This window comes from Tessaracoccus aquimaris (assembly GCF_001997345.1).
Taxonomy (GTDB): domain Bacteria; phylum Actinomycetota; class Actinomycetes; order Propionibacteriales; family Propionibacteriaceae; genus Arachnia; species Arachnia aquimaris.
In genome coordinates this window covers 1,070,473-1,090,388 of record NZ_CP019606.1, presented here as the reverse complement: position 1 = coordinate 1,090,388, position 19,916 = coordinate 1,070,473, and the positions used below count along the sequence as shown (strand labels likewise).

Below are 19,916 nucleotides of genomic sequence, written 5' to 3'. Positions count from 1 at the left end.
CGAACCGGCCGCGCCCCGAGAAGAGCGCGGCCGGTTCTGTCTGCGGAGGATCAGGCCTTGGCCAGGTTCCTCAGCACGTACTGCATGATGCCGCCGTTGACGTAGTACGCACGCTCCCCGGGGGTGTCGATGCGCACGATGGCGTCGAAGGTCACCTCGGAGCCGTCGGGCTTGACAGCGATCACCTTCATGGTCTTCGGGGTCACGCCGTCGTTGAGCGCCGTGACGCCCTGGACCGCGAAGCTCTCCTCGCCCGTCAGGCCGAGCGAGTCGGCCGTCTGGCCGTCGGGGAACTGCAGCGGAAGCACGCCCATGCCGATCAGGTTCGAGCGGTGGATGCGCTCGTAGCTCTCGGCTATCACGACGCGCACGCCGAGCAGCGCAGTCCCCTTGGCCGCCCAGTCACGCGACGAGCCGGAGCCGTACTCCTTGCCAGCGAGCACGACGAGCGGGGTGCCCTCCTCCTCGTAGCTCACCGACGCGTCGAAGACGGTGGTGATGGGCGCGTCGGGCAGCGTGAAGTCGCGGGTGAAGCCGCCCTCGGTGCCAGGCGCGATCTGGTTGCGGAGCCGGATGTTGGCGAACGTGCCGCGGATCATGACCTCGTGGTTGCCACGGCGCGAGCCGTAGGAGTTGAAGTCGCGACGCTCGACACCGTGCTCGGCCAGGTACAGGCCGGCGGGCGAGTCGGCCTTGATGTTGCCGGCAGGCGAGATGTGGTCGGTGGTGACCGAGTCGCCCAGCTTGAGCAGCACGCGGGCGCCGACGACGTCGGTGACCGGCTCGGGCTCGACCGGCATCCCGTCGAAGTACGGGCCCTTACGCACGTAGGTCGACGCGTCGTCCCACTCGAAGGTGTTGCCCTCCGGGGTGGGGAGCGAGCGCCAGCGCTCGTCTCCTGTGAACACGTCCGCGTAACGCTCCGTGAACATGTCGGAGGAGATCGACGAGCCGACGACCTGCTCAATCTCGGCCTGCGACGGCCAGATGTCCTTGAGGTAGACGTCCTCGCCAGCCTCGTTCGTCGCGAGCGGGTCGTTGAGGATGTCGATGTCCATGGTGCCCGCCAGCGCGTAGGCGATGACCAGCATCGGCGAGGCGAGGTAGTTCATCTTCACGTCGGGGCTGATGCGACCCTCGAAGTTGCGGTTGCCTGACAGCACGGCGGTGACCGCCATGTCCTCGTCGTTGACGGCCTTGGAGATCTCGGGGATCAGCGGGCCGGTGTTGCCGATGCAGGTGACACAGCCGTAGCCGACCAGGTTGAAGCCGATCTTGTCGAGGTACTCCGTCAGGCCGGCCTTCTCGTAGTAGTCGGTGACGACCTGCGAGCCGGGGGCGAGCGACGTCTTGACCCACGGCTTGCGGTTGAGGCCCTTCTCGACCGCCTTCTTCGCCAGCAGCGCTGCGCCGATCATGACGCTCGGGTTCGACGTGTTGGTGCACGACGTGATCGAGGCCACCGTGACGGCGCCGTTGGTCAGGTCGAACGAGGTGCCGTCGGCGAGCGTGACGGGCACGACCTTCGCGGGGTCGGCCGCATAGGCCGGCACGTTCTCCTCGAAGTTCGTCTTGGCCTCGCTCAGCTTGATCCGGTCCTGCGGACGCTTCGGGCCGGCGATCGACGGCACGACCGTCGACAGGTCCAGTTCGATGTACTCGGAGAAGGTGGGCTCGTGCGCGGCGTCGTGCCACATGCCCTGCGCCTTGGCGTAGGCCTCCACGAGGGCGATCTGCTCCTCGTCGCGGCCGGTCAGGCGCAGGTAGTCGCTTGTCTTGTCGTCGATCGGGAAGATCGCGATGGTCGAGCCGTACTCGGGGCTCATGTTGCCGATGGTCGCGCGGTTGGCCAACGGGACCTCCGCGACGCCCTCTCCGTAGAACTCGACGAACTTGCCGACCACCTTGTGCTGGCGCAGCATCTCGGTGATGGTGAGGACGAGGTCGGTTGCGGTGGTGCCCTCGTTGAGCTTGCCCTTGAGCTTGAAGCCGACCACGCGCGGGATCAGCATCGACACGGGCTGGCCGAGCATGGCCGCCTCTGCCTCGATGCCGCCGACGCCCCAGCCGACCACGCCGAGGCCGTTGACCATCGTGGTGTGCGAGTCGGTGCCGACGCAGGTGTCCGGGTAGGCCTGCAGCACGCCGTCGACGGTGCGCGGGAAGATCACGCGCGCCAGGTGCTCGATGTTGACCTGGTGCACGATGCCGGTGCCCGGGGGACGACCTTGAAGTTGTCGAACGCCGTCTGGCCCCAGCGGAGGAACTGGTAGCGCTCGCGGTTGCGCTGGTACTCGATGTCGGTGTTCTGCTGGAACGCGCTCGCGGTGCCGAAGACCTCCGCGATCACGGAGTGGTCGATGACCATCTCGGCGGGCGAGAGCGGGTTGACCTTGTCCGGGTCGCCGCCGAGCCCGATGACGGCCTCACGCATGGTGGCCAGGTCGACAACACACGGGACGCCGGTGAAGTCCTGCATGATCACGCGAGCGGGCGTGAACTGGATCTCGTGGTCGGGCTCCGCGTTCGGATCCCAGTTACCGAGGAACTCGATGTCCTCCTTGGTGATGTTGGCGCCGTCTTCGGTGCGCAGCAGGTTCTCGAGCAGAACCTTCAGGCTGAAGGGCAACTTCTCGGACCCCGGCACGGCGTCGAGCCGGAAGATCTCGTACTCGGTGCCCTGGACGTCGAGGCTGGACTTGGCCCCGAAACTGTTGACGCTCATCAATACTCCTTCTCGTTGACGACCCGCGAAGTCTCTTGACATCAAGATACCACGTTGAGGCGCGGAGGGCGGCATCGCCGGACAAGGCCCATCCTAGGGCCAACGAGGGGGTCTATCCCTGGGGCATCAGGATCGCGACGCACTCGATGTGCTGGGTCATCGGGAACAGGTCGAAGCCCCTGATCGACGTCGGCGCGTAGCCCTGCTCGGCGAAATAGGCCAGGTCACGGGCAAGTGCCGACGGGTCGCAGGCGACGTAGGCGACCGCGCGCGGGCCGGCGGCGGCGACAGCGCGGACCACGGAGGCTCCAGCGCCCTTGCGCGGCGGGTCGAGCACGACCAGGTCAACCGAGCCGGGCAGGTCGTGCAGCGCGCGCTCAAGCGGGGCCGCGCTGAACCTCGCCTGGGGCACGTTGCGGCGCGCCTGGGCGACCGCGCGTCGCCCGGACTCCACGCCGAGCACGTCGCAGCCGGCGTCGACGAGCGCGCCTGCGAACAGCCCGACGCCGCAGTACAGGTCGAGCGCCGACTCGCCCCGACGCGGATCCAGCCCGTCGAGGACGGCGCGGGTCAGCGTCTCCGGGGCCTCGCGGTGGACCTGCCAGAAGCCGTCCGCGTCGACATCGAAGTCGCGACCCAGCACCCGTTCGTGCACCGGGTCGTCGCCGATGCCGAGCCTCGGGCCGAGGCTGGTGGCCGAGTCGGTGCCGATCGCGACGATCACCTCCTGGCCGGGCTCGGCGACCTCGCGGGCCTCGTCGTATGGCGGATCGGCCGCGATCAGGCAGCCCTGCTCGGGAAGCGGGATCACCTGGTGCGACCTGCGGGCACGGAAGCCGAGCCGTCCCCTGCCGTCGACGGCGAACCTGAGCCGCGTCCGCCATCCGGTCAACCCGCCGGGGACCGCCTCGACGCGGCCATCCCACTCGATGCCCGCGAGGCGCCGCAACTGTTCGGCGACCACGGCGGTCTTGAGGTCGAGTTGGGTCTCCTGGTCGGCAAACTGCCAGTCGCAGCCGCCGCACTCCCCCGCGATCGGGCACGGCGGCTCGATCCGGCCTGCGGCGGGCTCGAGCACCTCGACGACGCGGCCCCGGTCGAAGCGCTTGCCGCGCTCTGTGATCTCGACGGTGGCCAACTCCCCCGGCAGGCCGCCGGTGACGAAGACGACCTTCTCCTCGTCGCGCGCGACCACGAAGCCCCCGTGCGCGACCCCTCCGAGCCTCAGTGCCCTGGTCATCCGCGCACCTGGCGGCGGGCCGCCTCCTTGGCCCGCTCCTTGCGCGCGTCGGAACTCTTGAGCTGGTACGGAACCGAGGTCACCATGACTCCCTGCATGAAGTGGAGCCGGGTCCGGATCACCAGCGCCGTCTGGTTGTGCAGCAACTGCTCCCACCAATGGCCGACGACGAACTCGGGGATGTAGACGCTCACCACGTCGCGCGGGTTCTCGGTGCGCAGCTTCGCGACGTACTTGATGAACGGTCCGGTGATCTCGCGGTACGGGGAGGCGATCACCTTCAGCGGGATGCCGAAGTCCTCCGCCTCCCACTGGTCGATGATCTGTTCGACCTGGTCGTCGTCGATGGCGACCGTGACGGCCGTCAGGGTGGTGGGTCGGGTGGCCCGTGCGAACGCGATGGCCTTGACCGTCGGCAGGTTCACCTGCTGCACCAGGATCACCGAGCGCACCCGGCTCGGCAGCGCCCGGTCGGAGTCCGGCGTCAGCGCGACCTCGCGCTCGACGGCCAGGTAGTGGTTGGAGATCGCAAGCATCAGCGCGAAGGTGACACCCATCGCGACGATCGCGAGGTAGGCGCCGTGGGTGAACTTCGAGATCAGGACGATGACAAGGACGATGCCGGTCAGGGTGGCGCCGACGAAGTTGATCACCCGCGAGCGCTTCATCTTGGTGCGCTTCTCGGGCTCCTGTTCGGTCTTCAGCGCCGTGGTCCAGTGCTTGACCATGCCGATCTGGCCGAGGGTGAAGGAGATGAACACGCCGACGACGTACAGCTGGATCAGTGCGGTGACCGAGGCGTTGAAGATCAGCACCAGCGCGATGGCGGCGGCCGCGAGCATCACGATGCCGTTGGAGAACGCCAAGCGGTCGCCGCGGGTGTGCAACTGGCGGGGCAGGTAGCCGTCGCGCGCCAGGATCGACGCGAGCGAGGGGAAGCCGTTGAATGCGGTGTTGGCGGCCAGGAACAGGATCAGCATCGTGGCGGTGACCACGACGTAGAAGCCCGGCTCGAACCAGTCCATGAACACCACGCGGGCGAGCTGTCCGGTGACGGTGGTGGCCGCCGAGTGGATGGTGTTGCCCACCTCGTCGACATAGTGCGTGCCGGTCAGCTCATCGATCAGGTGCACCTTCGTCAGGTTCGCCAGCGCGATGATGCCGAGCAGCATGGTGATCGCGAGCACGCCGAGCATGCCGAGCACCCGGGAGGCGTTGCGGCTCTTCGGCGGCTTGAACGCGGGCACGCCGTTGCTGATGGCCTCGACGCCGGTGAGCGCCGCACAGCCGGACGAGAAGGCGCGCGCGAGGATCGCAACCAGCGCCCAGCCCGCGATGTTCTCGACCCCGTCCTCCCGCACCACCGTCAGGTTCGCCGTCTCGCTGAGCAGCGTCTGGTCGAGCGCGAAGATGCGGAAAAGGCCGATGGCGACCATCACGATCATCGAGGCCATGAACACGTAGGTGGGGATCGCGAACGCGGCGCCCGATTCGCGGACGCCGCGCAGGTTCATGATGGTCAGGAACACGATCACGACGACCGCCGTCCAGGCCTCATGGTCCTGCAGGAAGGGCAGCATCGCCTTGGCGTTGATGACGCCCGCGGAGACCGACACCGCCACCGTCAGCACATAGTCGACCATCAGCGACGACGCGACCGTGAGGCCCGCGAACCGGCCGAGGTTCTCCTTGGCCACCTCATAGTCGCCGCCGCCGCTCGGATAGGCGTAGACCGTCTGCCGGTAGGACATGACCACCACGGCCACGACCACGCCCACGGCCAGGCCGATCTCCCACGAGAAGATGAAGCCGGCCATGCCCGCAAGGGACAAGGTGATCAGGATCTCGTCAGGGGCGTAGGCGACCGAGCTGAGAGCGTCCGAAGCGAACACGGGCAGCGCGATGCGCTTGGGCAGCAGCGTCTCCCCCATTTGGGCGTTGGCGAGCCGACGCCCGAACAGGAGACGCTTGATCCCCGAGAAGATTTTCACGCGCCCACGGTAGACCTTGCCGGGGCGAAAGTCATGGCCGCATCGATGCTATGTTCGGCAGACATCGAAGGAGGAGCCTGGTGCACATCGTCATCATGGGCTGCGGGCGCGTCGGCGCCATGCTCGCGAAGGGGCTGGAGAAGCGGGGCCACAGCGTCGCCGTCATCGACGTCAACGTCGATGCCTTCCGCCGCCTCGGCAACGATTTCCACGGCACCACCGTCAAGGGGGTCGGCTTCGACAGGCAGGTGCTCGAGGAGGCAGGCATCCGCCGCGCCGACGCGTTCGCCGCCGTCTCCTCCGGTGACAACTCCAACATCCTCGCCGCCCGCGTGGTGCGCGAGATCTACCACATCGAGAACGTGGTCGCCCGGATCTACGACCAGGGCCGCGCCGCCGTCTACGAGCGGCTCGGCATCCCGACGGTCGCCACGGTGCGCTGGACGGTGATGCAGGTGCTGCGACGGCTGCTGCCCCAGGGGAGCGAGCCTGTCTGGCGCGACCCGACCGGCGACGCCCGCCTGCTGCAGGTCCATGTGCACAGCGGCTGGGTCGGCAGGAAGATCCGCGACCTCTCGCGCGACGCCGACGCCCCCATCCCGTTCGTGTTGCGGGTCGGCCGTGGCATCGTCCCCGACCGCGAGACGATCTACCAGGACGGCGACCTCATCTACGTCGCGTGCATGACGGATCGCACCGACGAGATCGAGACGCTGTTCGCCAACCCGCCAGAGAAGCAGTAAGGACACCGGGATGCGCGTGTGCATCGCAGGGGCAGGCAACGTCGGACGCTCGATCGCCCGCGAGTTGATCGCCAACGGGCATCAGGCCCTGCTCATCGACAAGGACAGGGCCGCCATCAAGCCCGACTCGGTGCCGGGTGCTCAGTGGCTCGAGGCCGACGCCTGCGAACTGCAGAGCCTCGAGGACGCCGAGCTCGAGAACTACGACGTGTCGATCGCCGCCACCGGTGACGACAAGGCCAACCTGGTCTACTCGCTGCTCGCCAAGACGGAGTTCGGGGTCCCCCGCACCGTCGCGCGCGTCAACCACCCGGGCAACGAGTGGATGTTCGACGCGCAGTGGGGCGTCGACGTGTCGGTGTCGACGCCGAGGCTGATGTCGGCGCTCGTCGAGGAGGCGGTCTCCACCGGCGACCTGGTGCGGCTGCTGACGTTCAAGAAGTCGACGGCGCACCTATCGGAGGTGACGCTCCCCGACGAGGGCTGGATGGTCGGACGACGGGTGCGCGACATCGCTTTCCCGGTGGACGCGGTGCTGGTGGCGATCATCCGCGACTCCATTCCGCTCACGCCGGAGCGGGACCGCGCGTTCGAGGCGGACGACGAACTGCTGTTCGTTGTGACGCAGGAGGCCGAGCCCGAGCTTGCCGCGATGCTCAACCCCGACGAGGACGACGGGCCCGCCAGCTTCTGAGCCCTGGCGCTGATGCCGGGCGGGCGTCAGAGCAGCTCGAAGTCCGGGTTGTAGATGACGGGCTTACCGTCCTCGGACGCGAGCCGCCCAACGATCCGCACGTGTCGTCCGGGGATGAGGCACTGGATGTGGTCGCGACCCATCCAGACCAGCCGGACGGTGCCCGTCCCGTCGGTCACCTCGGCCTCGAGCCAGCCGTTCTTGGCGTCAGAGGTCAGGGACGTGATGGTGCCGCGCAGCGTCACCCGTGAGCGGGGCTTGGCGGAGGCCAGTGTCTCAGCACCGCAGTCGACCGACTGCTCCCGCAACTCCGCGGCCTCCAACTCCTCGTGCGAGGCGAAGAACCGACGCAGCCGGGAACCGAGCGATCCATCGGACACCGCTCAGCCCTCCGCCTCTGGAACCTTCATGGGAAGCAGGCTTCCCGGTGCGACAGGGGCGGTGCCGCGGCGCACCACGATGTTGCTGAAGAACTCGAACAGCGCGACCTGCGCGTCCTCGTTCTCGGGCTCGAACGTGGCCTTGCCGAGCAGCACACCCCGCAGCAGCCAGCCGGGGCCGGACACCATCCAGGTGCGCGACAGGTGGGTTGCGGCGTTGCCGTTGGGGTCCTTCACGGGAAGCGCCCGGCGCAGTTCGGAGCCGAACGGGCCCTGGGACACGGCGATCTGCCCCTGCTGCTGCGCGGTCGCCTTGATGATCTCCTCGCGGATCTCGGGGATCATCGACGACTTGGTGGGGCCGGCGAAGGCCGCGACCTCGAGGCCGGACTCGCCGTCGCCGACCAGGATCGACTGGACGACGTTGGTGTCCCTGTTGACCTGAAGCTGGATCGTCATCCCCTCGAATGGCGTGACGATGATGCTGCCGAGGTCGAGCCTCGTGACGTCGTCCTCGTCGGCCTCGAGATCCACCTCGGCGATGTCGAAGGGGCCCTCCTCACGGTCGAACTCGTCGTCCCAGGCACGTGCCTGCGCCTCCGGTTCGCTCAGTTCGGGAGCCTCCTCGGCCTTCGGGGCCTCTTCGTCGACGCTCGCCTCCTCGGCGACCTCGACCGTCTCGACGGCCTCTTCCTTGGCGTTTTGCTTCTTGCGTCCGAAAATCACTGCGCTTCCTCCACGATGTGGCGGGTGAAACCGCCGGTAGAACCATAGCCACCCGCACCGCGCACCGTCGCATCGAGCGACGCCACGGGGGTGAACGTGGCCGTCACGAACGGCACGATCAGCAGTTGCGCGATCCGGTCGCCCGCCGCCAACGTGATCGGCGTGTGCGGGTCGAGGTTGATCAGGCAGACCTTGATCTCGCCGCGATAACCGGAGTCGATGACCCCGGGAGAGTTGACGATGCTGAGGCCAGCCTTCGCTGCGAGGCCCGAGCGGGGCGTGACGAGCCCGACGTGGCCCGCGGGGATCGCGAGGGCGACACCGGTGCCGACCAGGCGACGCTGGCCGGGTTCGAGCACCACGTCCTCGGTGCTGCGCAGGTCGGCCCCCGCGTCGCCGGGCTGTGCGTACCCGGGCAGATGGGCGTCGGCGGCGAGCGTGTCGATGATCATGACGTGGCCTCCTGGCGCAGCGCGTCGGCCAGCCGTTCCGGGTGGCGGGTGCTGACGAGCCAGTACGGGTGCGGATCGGCCGGATCGTCAAGGTCGACGCGCACAAGCGAAGACAGGAACGGCCGGGTGAACAGGAAGGCGCGGTGATCGGCGTCGGGGCCGAGAGCGGCCCGCGCCTGCTCACCATCCAGGGCGGTGGCCGCCGCGATGTAGGGGTGTCCGAGGCGGTACCGGCCGGCCGTCAGGCCGTCGGCGTCGACCGTGACGCGGGTGCGGGAGTAGGCGACCAGCGTCAGCAGCACCGCCAGCATGATCAGGACGCTGACGGCGATCCCGATCTGCAGGTGGACGTAGGCCAGCACGGCAACCGCGAGGCTGCCCGCGAACAGCAGGCCGATCAGCATCCACCACCAGGGAATGTGCAGCCGTTCCGAGTAGGTCACTAATGCACCTTAGCCCGTTGGGCATAATGTTCTTCAGACGGGTAACGGTGAGAGGAACATCGATGGCAGCCAGCGAAAAGCTGATGTGGAAGATCTACGCGGGCGCGATCGGCGCCGTCACCACGATTGTGGCGCAGAAACTCGTGACCAAGCTGTGGGAGGTGTCCACGGGTGACGCCCCACCGGATCCCAACGACCCGGAGACCCCGCTCAAGCAGGCCCTGATCTGGGCGGCGGCCAGTGGTCTCGGCGTCGGGATGACCCAGCTCATGATGAACCGGCTGGTGCAGAACCGCTGGCTGAAGAACTTCGAGCACACCGCGCCCGGCAAGCTGCGCAACAAGCTCGACTTCTGAGCCGCCCATGAGGCAACGAAAAACCGGCGGGAAGTTTCCCGCCGGTTTTTCCGTGTGCTGTGGCTCTAGACGCAGTCGACGCAGTACTGCAGTTTGCCGCGCGTCTCGGCCAGTTGGCTCATCGACTTCACGAGGAAGCACGATGCGCAGGTGAACTCGTTCGCCTGACGAGGCAGGACCCGTACGGTGAGTTCCTCATGCGACAGGTCCGCTCCTGGAAGCTCGAAGGATTCGGCCGCCTCGACCTCGTCCTCGTCGACCTTGCCGGAGTTCTTGTCGTTTCGGCGCGACTTGAGTTCTTCGAGCGAATCCTCGCTCATCTCCTCGTCGGTCTTGCGGGGTGCATCGTAGTCAGTTGCCATCCGTTTCGTCCTTTCTTCGCCGCGACGGGCACATGTGTATCACATCTCGGGCCAACCTGACGCACCGGCCCGTCGCTGAACCAGGCCATTGTGCGTCGGCCCGCAAGCGCCTCCGGCATCGTTGTACCTAGCGCTGGTAGGTTGTGCCCATTCAGCCAGCGCACACGGACGAGGAATCATGGACAACGCTCTGAGCCCACGCGAGATCCAGTCACGGATCCGTGCCGGTGCCTCCGTTGACGACGTCGCGAGCGAATCGGGGATGGATCTCGATCGGATCGAGGCCTTCGCCGGCCCCGTCCTGGCCGAACGCGAACACATCGCAGGGGCCGCCCAGACCGCCACGATCCGCAGGCGCGGCGAGGCGGGCAGCCACCGTCGGCTCGGCGACCTGATCACGCAACGGCTCCGCTCGCGCGGCATCGACTCCGAGGGCGTCACGTGGGACGCCTGGCGGCAGGCCGACCTGAAGTGGCGAGTTGTCGCGACGCTCGGTGGGGAGATCGAGGCCCGGGAGGCCGAGTTCGTCTACGACCCCAAGGCGCGCTTCTCGCTCGCCGACAACGCCGACGCCCGCTGGATGATCGGCGAGGAGGCCCCCGGCGCGCGGCCCGAGGAGGAGAACACCGTCGACTTCGACGACGAACTCGCCCTCGTGCGGGCCGTCAGTCGCCCCGAGACGGAGAAGCCGGGCGACGACGTCCCTGTCTCCAACCTGATGCATGAGGGCAACGAGGACACGTCGCAACTGGACCGGCTCTACGACATGTTGAGCGGGATCAGCGAGGACTCGGTCCGGATCTACACCGGCATCCTCGACCCGGTGCTGTACGAGGCCCGCGAGGCGATCGTCGAGGCTCCCGACCCGGAGGCCGACGAACCGACCCGTGAGGTGTCGCTGACCGACCCCGACGAGGTCGACGACCTCGACGACGAGCACACCATCGTGCGCGAGGAGACCGCTCAGCCGGCAGAGCAGGCACCGGTCGTCGACGAGACGCCAGAGGAGCCGACGCAGGACGCCCTGGTCGAGAGCGACGACGAGCCGAAGAAGCCCGCCAAGCCGCGCAAGCGGCGCGCGAAGGTCCCCTCGTGGGACGAGATCATGTTCGGCGGCCCCACCAAGTAGCCGTCCGATCCAGGCCGCACGTGGCCTCGTCTGGCGTTGAGCAGCAGTCGCAACTCGACCGTGCTGTGAACGCTCAGCGCAAGCGTCAACGAGCATCAAATGCTGCTCAACGCCAACCCCGCGCCGCGCCCCACAGGGACCCCGGCGCGGCGCCTCAGAAGTTCTCGGGGTCGAACGGCAGCGGGTCGGGCGACAGGGTCGCCTTTGCCCTCGTGGCCGTCATCCTGCGGCGGTGGTGCGCCCTGCACAACACCTCGTAGCGCACCTCTCCCCCGGTGACGGTGTCGCCGACCACCACCCTGCTGCCCTCGGTCACCATGATCCCGTCGAGCGTGCGGGCGTTGTGCGTGCCGCGGGCGCCGCACCAGCACAGCGGCCCAAGCGGCAGGCTCTCCACGCGGTCGGCCAACTCGACGAGGCGCTGCGAGCCGGGGAACAGGTGGGTTCGGAAGTCGGACAGGATGCCGAAGGCGTAGACGTCCAACTGCAGTTCGTCGACGATCCTCGCCAACTGGTCGATGTGCTCGGACGTGTAGAACTGCGCCTCGTCGCACACGATGTAGTCGACGCGCTGCCCGGTGGTCAGCTCCCCGATGACGTAGCGCCACAGGTCGAAGTCGTCGGTCACCTCGATCGCGTCGGTGCTCAACCCGAGCCGCGAGGTGATCTTGCCCTCCCCAGCCCTGTCCTGCGAGGTGAACACCCTTCCACGCCGCCCGTGCGTGGACTGGATGTGGTCCAACTGCAGCGCGAGCGTCGACTTGCCGCAGTCCATCGGGCCGGTGTGGAAGACCAGTTCAGCCACTCGTGGTCCTTTCCTCGATGAGGTCGTGGTAGGCCGCCACGTACCGCTCGGCGGTCCGCTCGGGGCTCAGGTCGGGTAACAGCTTGGCAGAGGCGGCCGACATCGCGCGACGTTTCGCCGGGTCCATCATCGCGACGAAGCCGCGGGCCATGGACTTGACGTCCGGGCCGGTCAGCAGCGCGCTTTCCGGGGAGGTCCCGACGGTGAGGCGACCGTCGCAGTACATCACCGGAAGCCCCGCAGCGACGGCCTCGGAGATGACGAGGCCCTGCGAGTCGAACCGGTAGGAGCTGAGCACCAGCGCGTCGGCGTTGACCAACTCGTAGGCGATCGCGGAGAGCGACGACAGGTGCCAGCGGAAGTCGATGTTGTCGGCCCCGGCTGCGAGCCTCTTCAGCGGGTCGCGCTGATCCCCGTCGCCGACGATCACCAGTTCGGCGTCAGGCAGGTCCGCGGCGCGGAACGCCTTGATGAGCACGTCGAGGCGCTTCTCCTTGGCGAGCCGCCCGATCGACAGGAACCGGACGCGGGGGCCCTCCCGTTCCCGCTGCGTCTCGCCGATGGCGTCGAGCATGCCGCGGTTGTAGCCGGTCGGCACGACGTAGCTTGGCAGCCGCTCTCCGGCCGCCTCGTCGATCAGGTCGCGCATGAACGGCGACGGCACCGTGTAGGCGTCGACGCGCTGTGCGATCTGCGCGAACGACTTCCAGTCCGTGCGGGCAGCAAGGCCGCCCGTCTCGTGCCGCGCGGAGGGCAGCTTGGCGGGTGGGGTGTCCTGCTGGGTCGCGCCGCGCAGGGCAGGCAGCACCAGCAGTCGGTAGCTGAGTGTGCCGAAGAACGCGCCGCGGACGGTCTGGTGCGTTCCCGCGATGTTGGCGTGGAAGGTGTGCAGGTGTGGGATGTTCTGCAGCCGGGCGATCCTGGCGCCGAGCACCAGCGCGCCCCGCTCCGTCTGGCTGTGCACGACGTCGAAGTCGGCGACAGACGAGATCAGCTTCGCGCGCCGGTCGCTGCAGTGCAGCACGCTGAGGTGCGCGGGCAGCCCCTCGAGGTAGATGGTCGGGCATTCGATGATCCGCCCGAGCCTCGGTTTCTGCAGGTGGCGATCAGGGGCGATCAGGGTCACCTCGTGACCCATCGCCGTCAACTCCTCCAACTGCGTCTGCACCGATCGGCCGATCCCCCGGAGGCCGGGAAGAAGTCGTCGATGATGATCGCGATGCGCAGGCTCACCGGGTCCCACCAAAGGCGAGGAGCGGGACCTCCATCTCGGCGGCAGTCAAGGACCCGTGCATGCCGACCAGCCCGAACTCGCCGGGCGTCGCGGTGCTCATCGCGGCGAAGTCGTGATGCATGGCAGCGACCACGTCGCCGATCCGCGACTGGCTGACCCCCGTCACACGCGGGCCGAACCAGCCGGCCTCGATGGCCTCCTCGCGGCGCAGCACCATGGCCCGTTCGCCGAGAACCGACTCCCACGCCCAGGCGATCTCGCGCGGCGAGTCCCCGTAGACGTGCCGGAACCGCGGCTCTCCGCCGACCAGCGAATGGCCCGTGAGGCGGGGCTCCTCCTCGATGACGATGCGGGAGGCCTGCGGCACGTTGACCATCCCGTGATCTCCGGTGACGAGCAGGCACACATCCGCGGGAAGGGTCTCGACGAGGTGGGCGATCGTGTCGTCGACGGCTCCCAGCCGGTCGAGCCACTGCCACGAGCCGACGCCGTAGCCGTGGCCGTCGTGGTCGAGCATCCGCTCGTAGCAGTAGACGACGTCGGCGCTGCGGAGCGCGTCGGTGACCAGCGCCGAGAAGTGCTCCGGCGCCCCTCCGCCGAGACCGGGAAGTGGGTGGTGCCCGCGAATGCGAGCCTGGTCAGCGCGCTGCCCGCGAAGCGGTCGAGGGTGACGGCCCCACTGCCGCGGCCCACGGAGGCGAGCCTCTGGAAGACGGTCGGCACCTGCGCGAAGCCCTTGACGTCGCTCGGCCCGCCCTCCCAGGTCAGGGCGTTGATGACGCGCTGCACGCTCGGCTCGAAGAAGCTGTACCCGACCACGCCGTGCTCCCCGTTGGCACGCCGGTGCCGAGCGAGGTCAGCGAGGTCGCGGTGGTCGAGGGCACCGAGCAGGTCAGCCGGAGCGCCCCCGCCAGTGCATCGCCCATCGTCTCCGCGTGGTCGAGGTGTTCGCCCAGTTGATGCCAGCCGAGGCCGTCGACCAGGAGCACCACGTACTTCGAGGCGCGGGGCACCTCGATGACGGGTTGCTCGCCGTCCAACCGGGCGATGACGCTCGGGAAGACGTTGACGAGCGCCAGGTCCTCGTAGCGGGGCTCGACGAACTGTGAATGCATCAGCCGACCGCACCCTGAAGCCGGAGGCCGAACGCCACGAGCCTCCGCGCGTTCTCGCCGTCTGCCTGGCGCGACATCCGTACGGTGATGTCGTCGGGCTGCATCACGCCGGTGTAGCCGTGGTCGGCCTCGCAGGTCGGGTCCTCGCAGGAGGCAGGCCCAAGGTCGATCCGTCGCGCGGCGCCCCACACGATCGTCAGCCAGGCCTCGCTGAGCGAGGTGAGCTGCTCAGGGTCGCTCAGCGACCGGGTCACGACAACGGAGTCGACGGCGCGCAGGGCGACGCACTCAACGGTTGACAGCGCCTCGGGACGGCCGCCCTCGCCCTCGTCGACGTGGCAGATGACGAGTTGGCGGTCGGTGCGGATCAGCACGGTCAGGTGCCGGTGAAGTTCATGCCCCGCGAACGTCGCCTCGTGCTGCACGAGATAGTCGAGCGGCTCCTGCCCACCGATGCCCATCTGGGTGGTCTGGGTGACCAGATCCGGGTAGAACCCGCACTCGGCGATCTCGGCGATGAGCTCGGCGGGCAAGGTCGAGTTGAAGTTGGCGGACTGGCTCACCCGCCCATCATGGCATGTCTGGGTTAGGTTTGAGCCATGGCCTCCCGCCCCTTCATCGCCGCCCGCATCGAGGACAGGCTCAACCGTCTCGTCAATCGTGTGCTGCTCCGCCGAGGCTGGAAGGAGAACATCCTCGCGTTCACCGGATATGGCACTCCCGAGCAGTTGCGCATCCTGGCCCGCGTGGTGCTGCGCCCGTCGGAAGACCTTGGCATCGTGCAGGCGGCGCAGGCGCTGCTGTACCGGCGCGGCTGGCGCAACTTCATGAACGTGGCCCGCGTCAACGCGACCGTCAACGTCGTGGTCGGCGAGACCCGGATCCCCGTCAAGGCCGACAGGGGCGGCTACGTCGACGTGCGGGTCCACAACCCAGGGCTGCCGCCGGGCTGGCACACCGTCCGGCTCGAGGGCGACGGCGGCGCCTCCGCGCTGGCAAGCGTGCAGGTGATCGGCCACGACGTCACGTTCGGCATCGTCAGCGACATCGACGACACCATCTTGTCGACCCTGCTGCCCCGCCCCATGATGGCCGCGTGGAACTCCTTCGTGGTGACCGAACAGGCCCGCCAGGCGGTCCCCGGGATGGCAAGGCTCTACCAGCGCCTGCTGGCGGCACACCCCGGATCGCCCATCATCTTCGTCTCGACGGGGCCTGGAACACCTATCCGATGATCCAGCGCTTCCAGGCCCGCCACGGCATCCCGCAGGGCGCGATCCTGCTCACCGACTGGGGCCCGACGCAGACCGGCTGGTTCCGGAGCGGCACCGACCACAAGCGCAGGGCGCTGCGCGAACTGGCCCGCGACCTACCCAACGTCCAGTGGCTGCTCGTCGGGGACGACGGACAGCACGATCCCGACCTGTACGCCGAGTTCGCCTCGCTGCAGCCCGAACACGTGCGGGCACGGGCGATCCGGCAGTTGACGCCGGGCGAGCACACGCTGGCGCACGGCCTCCCGATGGAGGTCAATACGGCCGACCGGTGGTCCCCCGACATCGCCCCGGAGGTCAGGGCCCCCGACGGCGACGGCCTCGGCGACCAACTCCCCGACCTGCTCGATGACGAGACACGGTCCCGCTCCTGAGGCGTGGACCCGCCGTGGAGGGATAACCTTGGCAGGTTGCCATCCCGGAGGAGGAGACGTACATGGCGAAGCCAACCGTCGATGACGATGTGAACGACGAGGAGCACATCCTCGACGTCGACGTCACGCAGGAGATGGAGTCGAGCTTCCTCGAGTACGCCTACTCGGTCATCTACTCCCGCGCGCTGCCCGATGCCCGCGACGGCCTCAAGCCGGTCCAGCGGCGCATCCTCTTCTCGATGGACGAGATGGGGGTCCGCCCCGACCGCGGCCACGTCAAGTGCGCCCGCGTCGTCGGCCAGGTGATGGGCCTCCTGCACCCCCACGGCGACGGCGCCATCTACGACGCCCTGGTGCGGATGGGTCAGTCCTGGGCGGTGCGCCTCCCCCTGATCGACGGACACGGCAACTTCGGCTCGCTCGACGCGGGCCCCGCCGCGATGCGTTACACCGAGTGCAGGATGGCGAGCCCCGCGGTGGCGATGACCCGCGGCCTCGACCACGACACCGTCGACTTCAAGCCGAACTACGACGGCAAGGAGTCCGAGCCTGTCGTCCTCCCCGCCGCGATCCCCAACCTGCTCGTCAACGGCGCCACCGGCATCGCCGTCGGCATGGCCACCAACATCGCACCGCACAACCTGATCGAGGTCGTCGCGGCCCTGCACCAACTGCTCAAGCGGCCCGACATCGAACTCGACGAGTTGATGCGCCACATCCCCGGCCCCGACTTCCCGACCGGCGGCAAGATCATCGGCCTCGACGGCGTCCGCGACGCCTACGCCACCGGCCGCGGCACCTTCAAGATCCGCGCCACCACCCGCATCGAGAAGGTCTCGCCGCGGCGGATGGGCATCATCGTCACCGAACTGCCGTACATGATCGGCCCCGAGAAGATCATCGAGCAGATCAAGAAGGGCGTCGACGACAAGAAGCTCACCGGCATCGCCGACGTCAAGGACCTGACCGACCTCGCCAACGGCATGCGGCTGGTCATCGAGGTCAAGAACGGCATCAACCCCGAGGCGCTGCTCGAGCAGTTGTTCAAGGTCACCAAACTCGAGGACACCTTCGCGATCAACGCCGTGGCACTCGTCGAGGGCCAGCCGCGCACCCTCACACTGAAGGAGATGCTCGAGGTCTTCCTCGCGCACCGCCTCGAGGTGACGCTGCGGCGCTCGCGCTTCCTGCTCGCCAAGGCCGAGGACCGGCTGCACCTGGTCCGGGGCCTCATCACGGCCATCGCCGACATCGACGACGTGATCGCGATCATCCGCACCTCCGACGACGCCGGGCAGGCGCGCGAGCGGCTGATGGGCGCCTTCGACCTGACCGAGGTGCAGGCCAACTACATCCTCGACATGCAGTTGCGGCGCCTGACGCGCTACTCCACCATCGAACTGGAGAAGGAGGCGGGGGAACTCGCCGACGAGATCGCCCGGCTGCGCGACATCATCGACAACGACGACGTGCTCCGCCGGTTGGTCGGTGAGGAGCTGACCCAGGTCGCCAAGGAGTTCGGCACCCCGCGCCGCACCGTGCTGCTGGCCTCCTCCGGCGCGCCAACCACCGCGAAGGCGCCCCTCGAGGTGCCAGACGACCCGTGCTGGGTGCTGCTGAGCGGCAGCGGGCTGGTCGCCCGCACCGACACGCTCGCGCCGCTGCCGGGCGAGGGCCGCTCCGCGCACGACGTGGTGATCGCCAAGGCCTCCATCACGGCTCAGGGAGAGTTCGGCGTGGTCACCAACCGCGGCCGCCTGCTGCGCTGCCGCGCCATCGAACTGCCCACCGTGCCGCTGACGGCCTCGGCGCCCAGCCTGCAAGGCGGCAGCCTCGCTCACGAACTGTGGCCGCTCGAGCCGGGTGAGCGACCCATCGGCCTGACGACGCTCGACCCCGATTCGCTGGGGCTGGCGCTCGGCACCCAGCAGGGCATCGTGAAGCGGGTCAACCCCGAACTGCTGAGCAAGGACACCTGGGACGTGATCCGTCTCGACGACGGCGACCAACTGATCGGCGCCGTCGAACTGACCGACCCCGAGGCCGATCTGGCGTTCATCAGCACCGATGCCCAACTGCTCCACTTCCCCGCCTCCGGTGTGCGTCCCCAGGGCCGTGCGGGCGGCGGCATCGCCGGCATCAAGCTGTCTCCGGGCGCCAAGGTCGTCTGGTTCGGGGCCGCCCATCCTGACACCGACGTGGTGGTCACCGTCTCCGGCTCGTCCGACTCGCTGCCAGGCACCGAGACCGGGCTCGCGAAGGTGACGCCGATGTCGGAGTACCCGGCGAAGGGCCGGGCGACCGGTGGCGTGCGGGCGCACCGCTTCCTGAAGGGCGAGGACACGCTGCTGATCGCCGCGATCGGTGGAGCCCCCGTGGTCGCCGCCGCCGCGAGCGGTTCGCCCGTGGATCTGCCCTCGGCGCACGGCAGGCGCGACGGGTCCGGGTCGCCCGTCGCACAGCCCATCACGATGCTCGCAGGCCGAAATGGTCAGAGCGCCGATGCCCTGACCCCAGGAGTACAGTCGCTCCTCGATGAGGAGTGATACATGAGCTTTGACGACCTGCTAGCCAACAACGCCACCTACGCCTCGACCTTCACCGACGGGAACTTCGACGGTGTCGCACGGGCCGGGGTCGCGATCGTGACCTGCATGGACTCGCGGATCGAGCCCCTCGCGATGCTGGGCCTTCACCTCGGCGACGCCAAGATCCTTCGGTCCCCCGGCGGCCGCGTGACGACCTCCGTCCTGAACGGCTGCGTGCTTGGCGTGCAACTGCTTCAGGTCGACCGGATCATGATCATCCCGCACACCCGCTGCGCCATGGCCAAGGGCACCGACGAGGACGTGCGACGGCAGATCCTTGAGGCCAACGGTGTCACGGCGAGCTGGATGACGTTCGGGTCATCGCCCGATCAGATGCGCCGCGTCCATGAGGACGTCGAGATGGTCAAGTCCCATCCGTTGATCGCGGGAAGGGCCGAGATCGGCGGCTTCATGTACGACGTCGACACGGGCCTGCTCGAGCAGATCATCTGAGCCGCGACGCCCGGCGTGCCGTCAGGGCAGCAGTGCCCGGTGGGCCTGCCGGATGTGGGCCTCGCAACGCTCGGCCGCCAGGTCGCCATCTCCCAGGCGTAGCGCGTCCAGGATGTCGGTGTGTTCCACGTTGAGTTGACCGCGCAACGCCTCCCAGTCGGGAAGCCGCTTCTCGGCGGCGAGGATCGGGCTGGCCACGGCCTCGCGGATCGCGATCGTGACGTCGCGCACCAGCCGGTTCGCCCCGATCCGGGCGATCGCGACATGGAAGGCCGTGTCGATCTCGTTGAACTCGGCGGCGTCCTGGGTCTCGCGCATCCGCTGCAACATCGACTCGAGTTCCGCAAGGGACTCGTCGTCGCGGTGCTCCGCGGCCGCGACCGCCGCGGCGCGTTCCAACACCACGCGCGTCTCGGTCACCTCGGAGAAGGAGATCGCGTCGAGGGCGACGTGCAGTTTCAGCATCCGTCCGAGCGCGGGGCCCTGGTTCGCCCCGACCCTGGTGCCTCCGCCGGGGCCGGTATGCGAGGTGACGACGCCCTGCGCCTGGAGCACCTTGATGGCCTCTCGGACCGCGCTGCGACTGGCGCCCAGTTGGACGGCGAGTTCGCGCTCGTTGAGCAGCCTGTCGCCAGGGCCGACCCGGCCCTCCAGAATCTCGGTCGTCAGATGATCGAGGACCGCCTCGAAGCCACCCACCCCACTTGTCATGTGCTCAATTGTGGACCATGTCACCAAGGCCTTGCACACGCCTGTCCGCGAGCGGCGTGTCCTGCTGACGACCCCAATTCGGGGGTTGGTCTGACCTGAACGCTCGGGCGTGTTAGGTTTG

The 19,916-nt window shown here is 68.3% G+C and carries 19 protein-coding genes and 2 pseudogenes; 7 read left to right on the top strand and 14 right to left on the bottom strand.

The annotated features are described in order from the left end of the window. Positions 1 to 50: 50 nt before the first annotated feature. The 3 genes and pseudogenes from acnA to BW730_RS05125 all read right to left on the bottom strand — a co-directional run bounded on the left by acnA (position 51) and on the right by BW730_RS05125 (position 5,956). Positions 51 to 2,725: pseudogene (gene acnA, locus BW730_RS05135) on the bottom strand (aconitate hydratase AcnA). Positions 2,726 to 2,837: 112 nt separating this feature from the next. Continuing rightward, positions 2,838 to 3,965 carry a class I SAM-dependent RNA methyltransferase gene (locus BW730_RS05130; protein ID WP_077685316.1) on the bottom strand — a complete coding sequence of 376 codons (1,128 nt, stop codon included), beginning with the start codon at positions 3,963 to 3,965 and terminating at the stop codon, positions 2,838 to 2,840. After that, positions 3,962 to 5,956 carry an APC family permease gene (locus tag BW730_RS05125; RefSeq protein ID WP_077685315.1) on the bottom strand — a complete coding sequence of 665 codons (1,995 nt, stop codon included), beginning with the start codon at positions 5,954 to 5,956 and terminating at the stop codon, positions 3,962 to 3,964. The genes BW730_RS05130 and BW730_RS05125 overlap by 4 nt, the downstream gene beginning before the upstream one ends. 50 nt (positions 5,957 to 6,006) lie before the next feature. Between BW730_RS05125 and BW730_RS05120 the strand changes: the two genes are divergently transcribed. Continuing rightward, entirely contained in the window at positions 6,007 to 6,699 is a 693-nt protein-coding gene (locus tag BW730_RS05120) for a potassium channel family protein (RefSeq protein ID WP_193432363.1), read from the top strand. A 10-nt stretch (positions 6,700 to 6,709) separates the two neighbouring features. Continuing rightward, a complete protein-coding gene (locus BW730_RS05115) occupies positions 6,710 to 7,393 on the top strand; it encodes a potassium channel family protein (protein ID WP_077685313.1) in 684 nt (227 codons plus the stop codon). 26 nt (positions 7,394 to 7,419) lie between these two features. Here the strand turns inward: BW730_RS05115 and BW730_RS05110 are convergent, their stop codons facing one another. From BW730_RS05110 to BW730_RS05095, 4 genes are read right to left on the bottom strand one after another with little or no spacing between them, the layout of a single operon-like run. Next, positions 7,420 to 7,773 carry an OB-fold nucleic acid binding domain-containing protein gene (locus BW730_RS05110; protein ID WP_077685312.1) on the bottom strand — a complete coding sequence of 118 codons (354 nt, stop codon included), beginning with the start codon at positions 7,771 to 7,773 and terminating at the stop codon, positions 7,420 to 7,422. Between the two features lie 3 nt (positions 7,774 to 7,776). Beyond that, positions 7,777 to 8,499 (bottom strand): DUF3710 domain-containing protein, encoded by a 723-nt coding sequence (locus tag BW730_RS05105; RefSeq protein ID WP_226997080.1) that lies wholly within the window; start codon positions 8,497 to 8,499, stop codon positions 7,777 to 7,779. Then, positions 8,496 to 8,951 (bottom strand): dUTP diphosphatase, encoded by a 456-nt coding sequence (gene dut, locus BW730_RS05100; protein WP_077685311.1) that lies wholly within the window; start codon positions 8,949 to 8,951, stop codon positions 8,496 to 8,498. Before dut ends, BW730_RS05105 begins: the two co-directional genes overlap by 4 nt. Beyond that, complete coding sequence (locus BW730_RS05095; protein ID WP_077685310.1) at positions 8,948 to 9,394, bottom strand: DUF3093 domain-containing protein; 447 nt, start codon at positions 9,392 to 9,394, stop codon at positions 8,948 to 8,950. The genes dut and BW730_RS05095 overlap by 4 nt, the downstream gene beginning before the upstream one ends. 62 nt (positions 9,395 to 9,456) lie before the next feature. Here BW730_RS05095 and BW730_RS05090 point away from each other — a divergent pair, with 62 nt between their 5' ends. After that, positions 9,457 to 9,750, top strand: coding sequence for a DUF4235 domain-containing protein (locus BW730_RS05090; RefSeq protein ID WP_077685309.1), 294 nt, complete (start codon positions 9,457 to 9,459; stop codon positions 9,748 to 9,750). Positions 9,751 to 9,815: 65 nt separating this feature from the next. Here BW730_RS05090 and BW730_RS05085 read toward each other — a convergent pair whose 3' ends face one another. Further along, positions 9,816 to 10,112: a DUF4193 domain-containing protein gene (locus tag BW730_RS05085; RefSeq protein ID WP_077685308.1), complete on the bottom strand. Its 297-nt coding sequence runs from the start codon at positions 10,110 to 10,112 to the stop codon at positions 9,816 to 9,818. 178 nt (positions 10,113 to 10,290) lie between these two features. Between BW730_RS05085 and sepH the strand changes: the two genes are divergently transcribed. Continuing rightward, complete coding sequence (sepH, locus tag BW730_RS05080) at positions 10,291 to 11,241, top strand: septation protein SepH (RefSeq protein ID WP_077685307.1); 951 nt, start codon at positions 10,291 to 10,293, stop codon at positions 11,239 to 11,241. A gap of 154 nt (positions 11,242 to 11,395) precedes the next feature. On the opposite strand, the gene BW730_RS05075 is transcribed toward sepH, so the two are convergent. The 5 genes from BW730_RS05075 to BW730_RS05055 all read right to left on the bottom strand — a co-directional run bounded on the left by BW730_RS05075 (position 11,396) and on the right by BW730_RS05055 (position 14,958). After that, positions 11,396 to 12,016, bottom strand: a complete 621-nt coding sequence (locus BW730_RS05075) for a thymidine kinase (RefSeq protein ID WP_237268021.1) — start codon at positions 12,014 to 12,016, stop codon at positions 11,396 to 11,398. A 22-nt stretch (positions 12,017 to 12,038) separates the two neighbouring features. Continuing rightward, complete coding sequence (locus BW730_RS05070) at positions 12,039 to 13,214, bottom strand: glycosyltransferase (protein WP_077685305.1); 1,176 nt, start codon at positions 13,212 to 13,214, stop codon at positions 12,039 to 12,041. Positions 13,215 to 13,275: 61 nt separating this feature from the next. Beyond that, positions 13,276 to 13,797: an alkaline phosphatase family protein gene (locus tag BW730_RS05065; RefSeq protein ID WP_077685304.1), complete on the bottom strand. Its 522-nt coding sequence runs from the start codon at positions 13,795 to 13,797 to the stop codon at positions 13,276 to 13,278. Positions 13,798 to 14,044: 247 nt separating this feature from the next. Continuing rightward, the gene (locus BW730_RS05060; RefSeq protein WP_077685303.1) at positions 14,045 to 14,395 is read right to left on the bottom strand and encodes an alkaline phosphatase family protein; all 351 of its coding nucleotides are present in this window, start codon (positions 14,393 to 14,395) and stop codon (positions 14,045 to 14,047) included. Further along, a complete protein-coding gene (locus tag BW730_RS05055; protein ID WP_226997078.1) occupies positions 14,395 to 14,958 on the bottom strand; it encodes a DUF5998 family protein in 564 nt (187 codons plus the stop codon). The genes BW730_RS05060 and BW730_RS05055 overlap by 1 nt, the downstream gene beginning before the upstream one ends. 264 nt (positions 14,959 to 15,222) lie before the next feature. Here BW730_RS05055 and BW730_RS05050 point away from each other — a divergent pair. The 3 genes and pseudogenes from BW730_RS05050 to BW730_RS05040 all read left to right on the top strand — a co-directional run bounded on the left by BW730_RS05050 (position 15,223) and on the right by BW730_RS05040 (position 19,084). Further along, positions 15,223 to 16,043, top strand: a pseudogene (locus BW730_RS05050) (App1 family protein). Between the two features lie 62 nt (positions 16,044 to 16,105). Then, positions 16,106 to 18,589 (top strand): DNA gyrase/topoisomerase IV subunit A, encoded by a 2,484-nt coding sequence (locus BW730_RS05045; protein WP_077685302.1) that lies wholly within the window; start codon positions 16,106 to 16,108, stop codon positions 18,587 to 18,589. A 3-nt stretch (positions 18,590 to 18,592) separates the two neighbouring features. Beyond that, on the top strand, positions 18,593 to 19,084 hold the full coding sequence (locus BW730_RS05040; RefSeq protein WP_077685301.1) for a beta-class carbonic anhydrase: 492 nt from the start codon (positions 18,593 to 18,595) through the stop codon (positions 19,082 to 19,084). A 21-nt stretch (positions 19,085 to 19,105) separates the two neighbouring features. Here BW730_RS05040 and BW730_RS05035 read toward each other — a convergent pair whose 3' ends face one another. After that, a complete protein-coding gene (locus BW730_RS05035) occupies positions 19,106 to 19,795 on the bottom strand; it encodes a FadR/GntR family transcriptional regulator (protein ID WP_077685300.1) in 690 nt (229 codons plus the stop codon). Positions 19,796 to 19,916 lie beyond the last annotated feature (121 nt).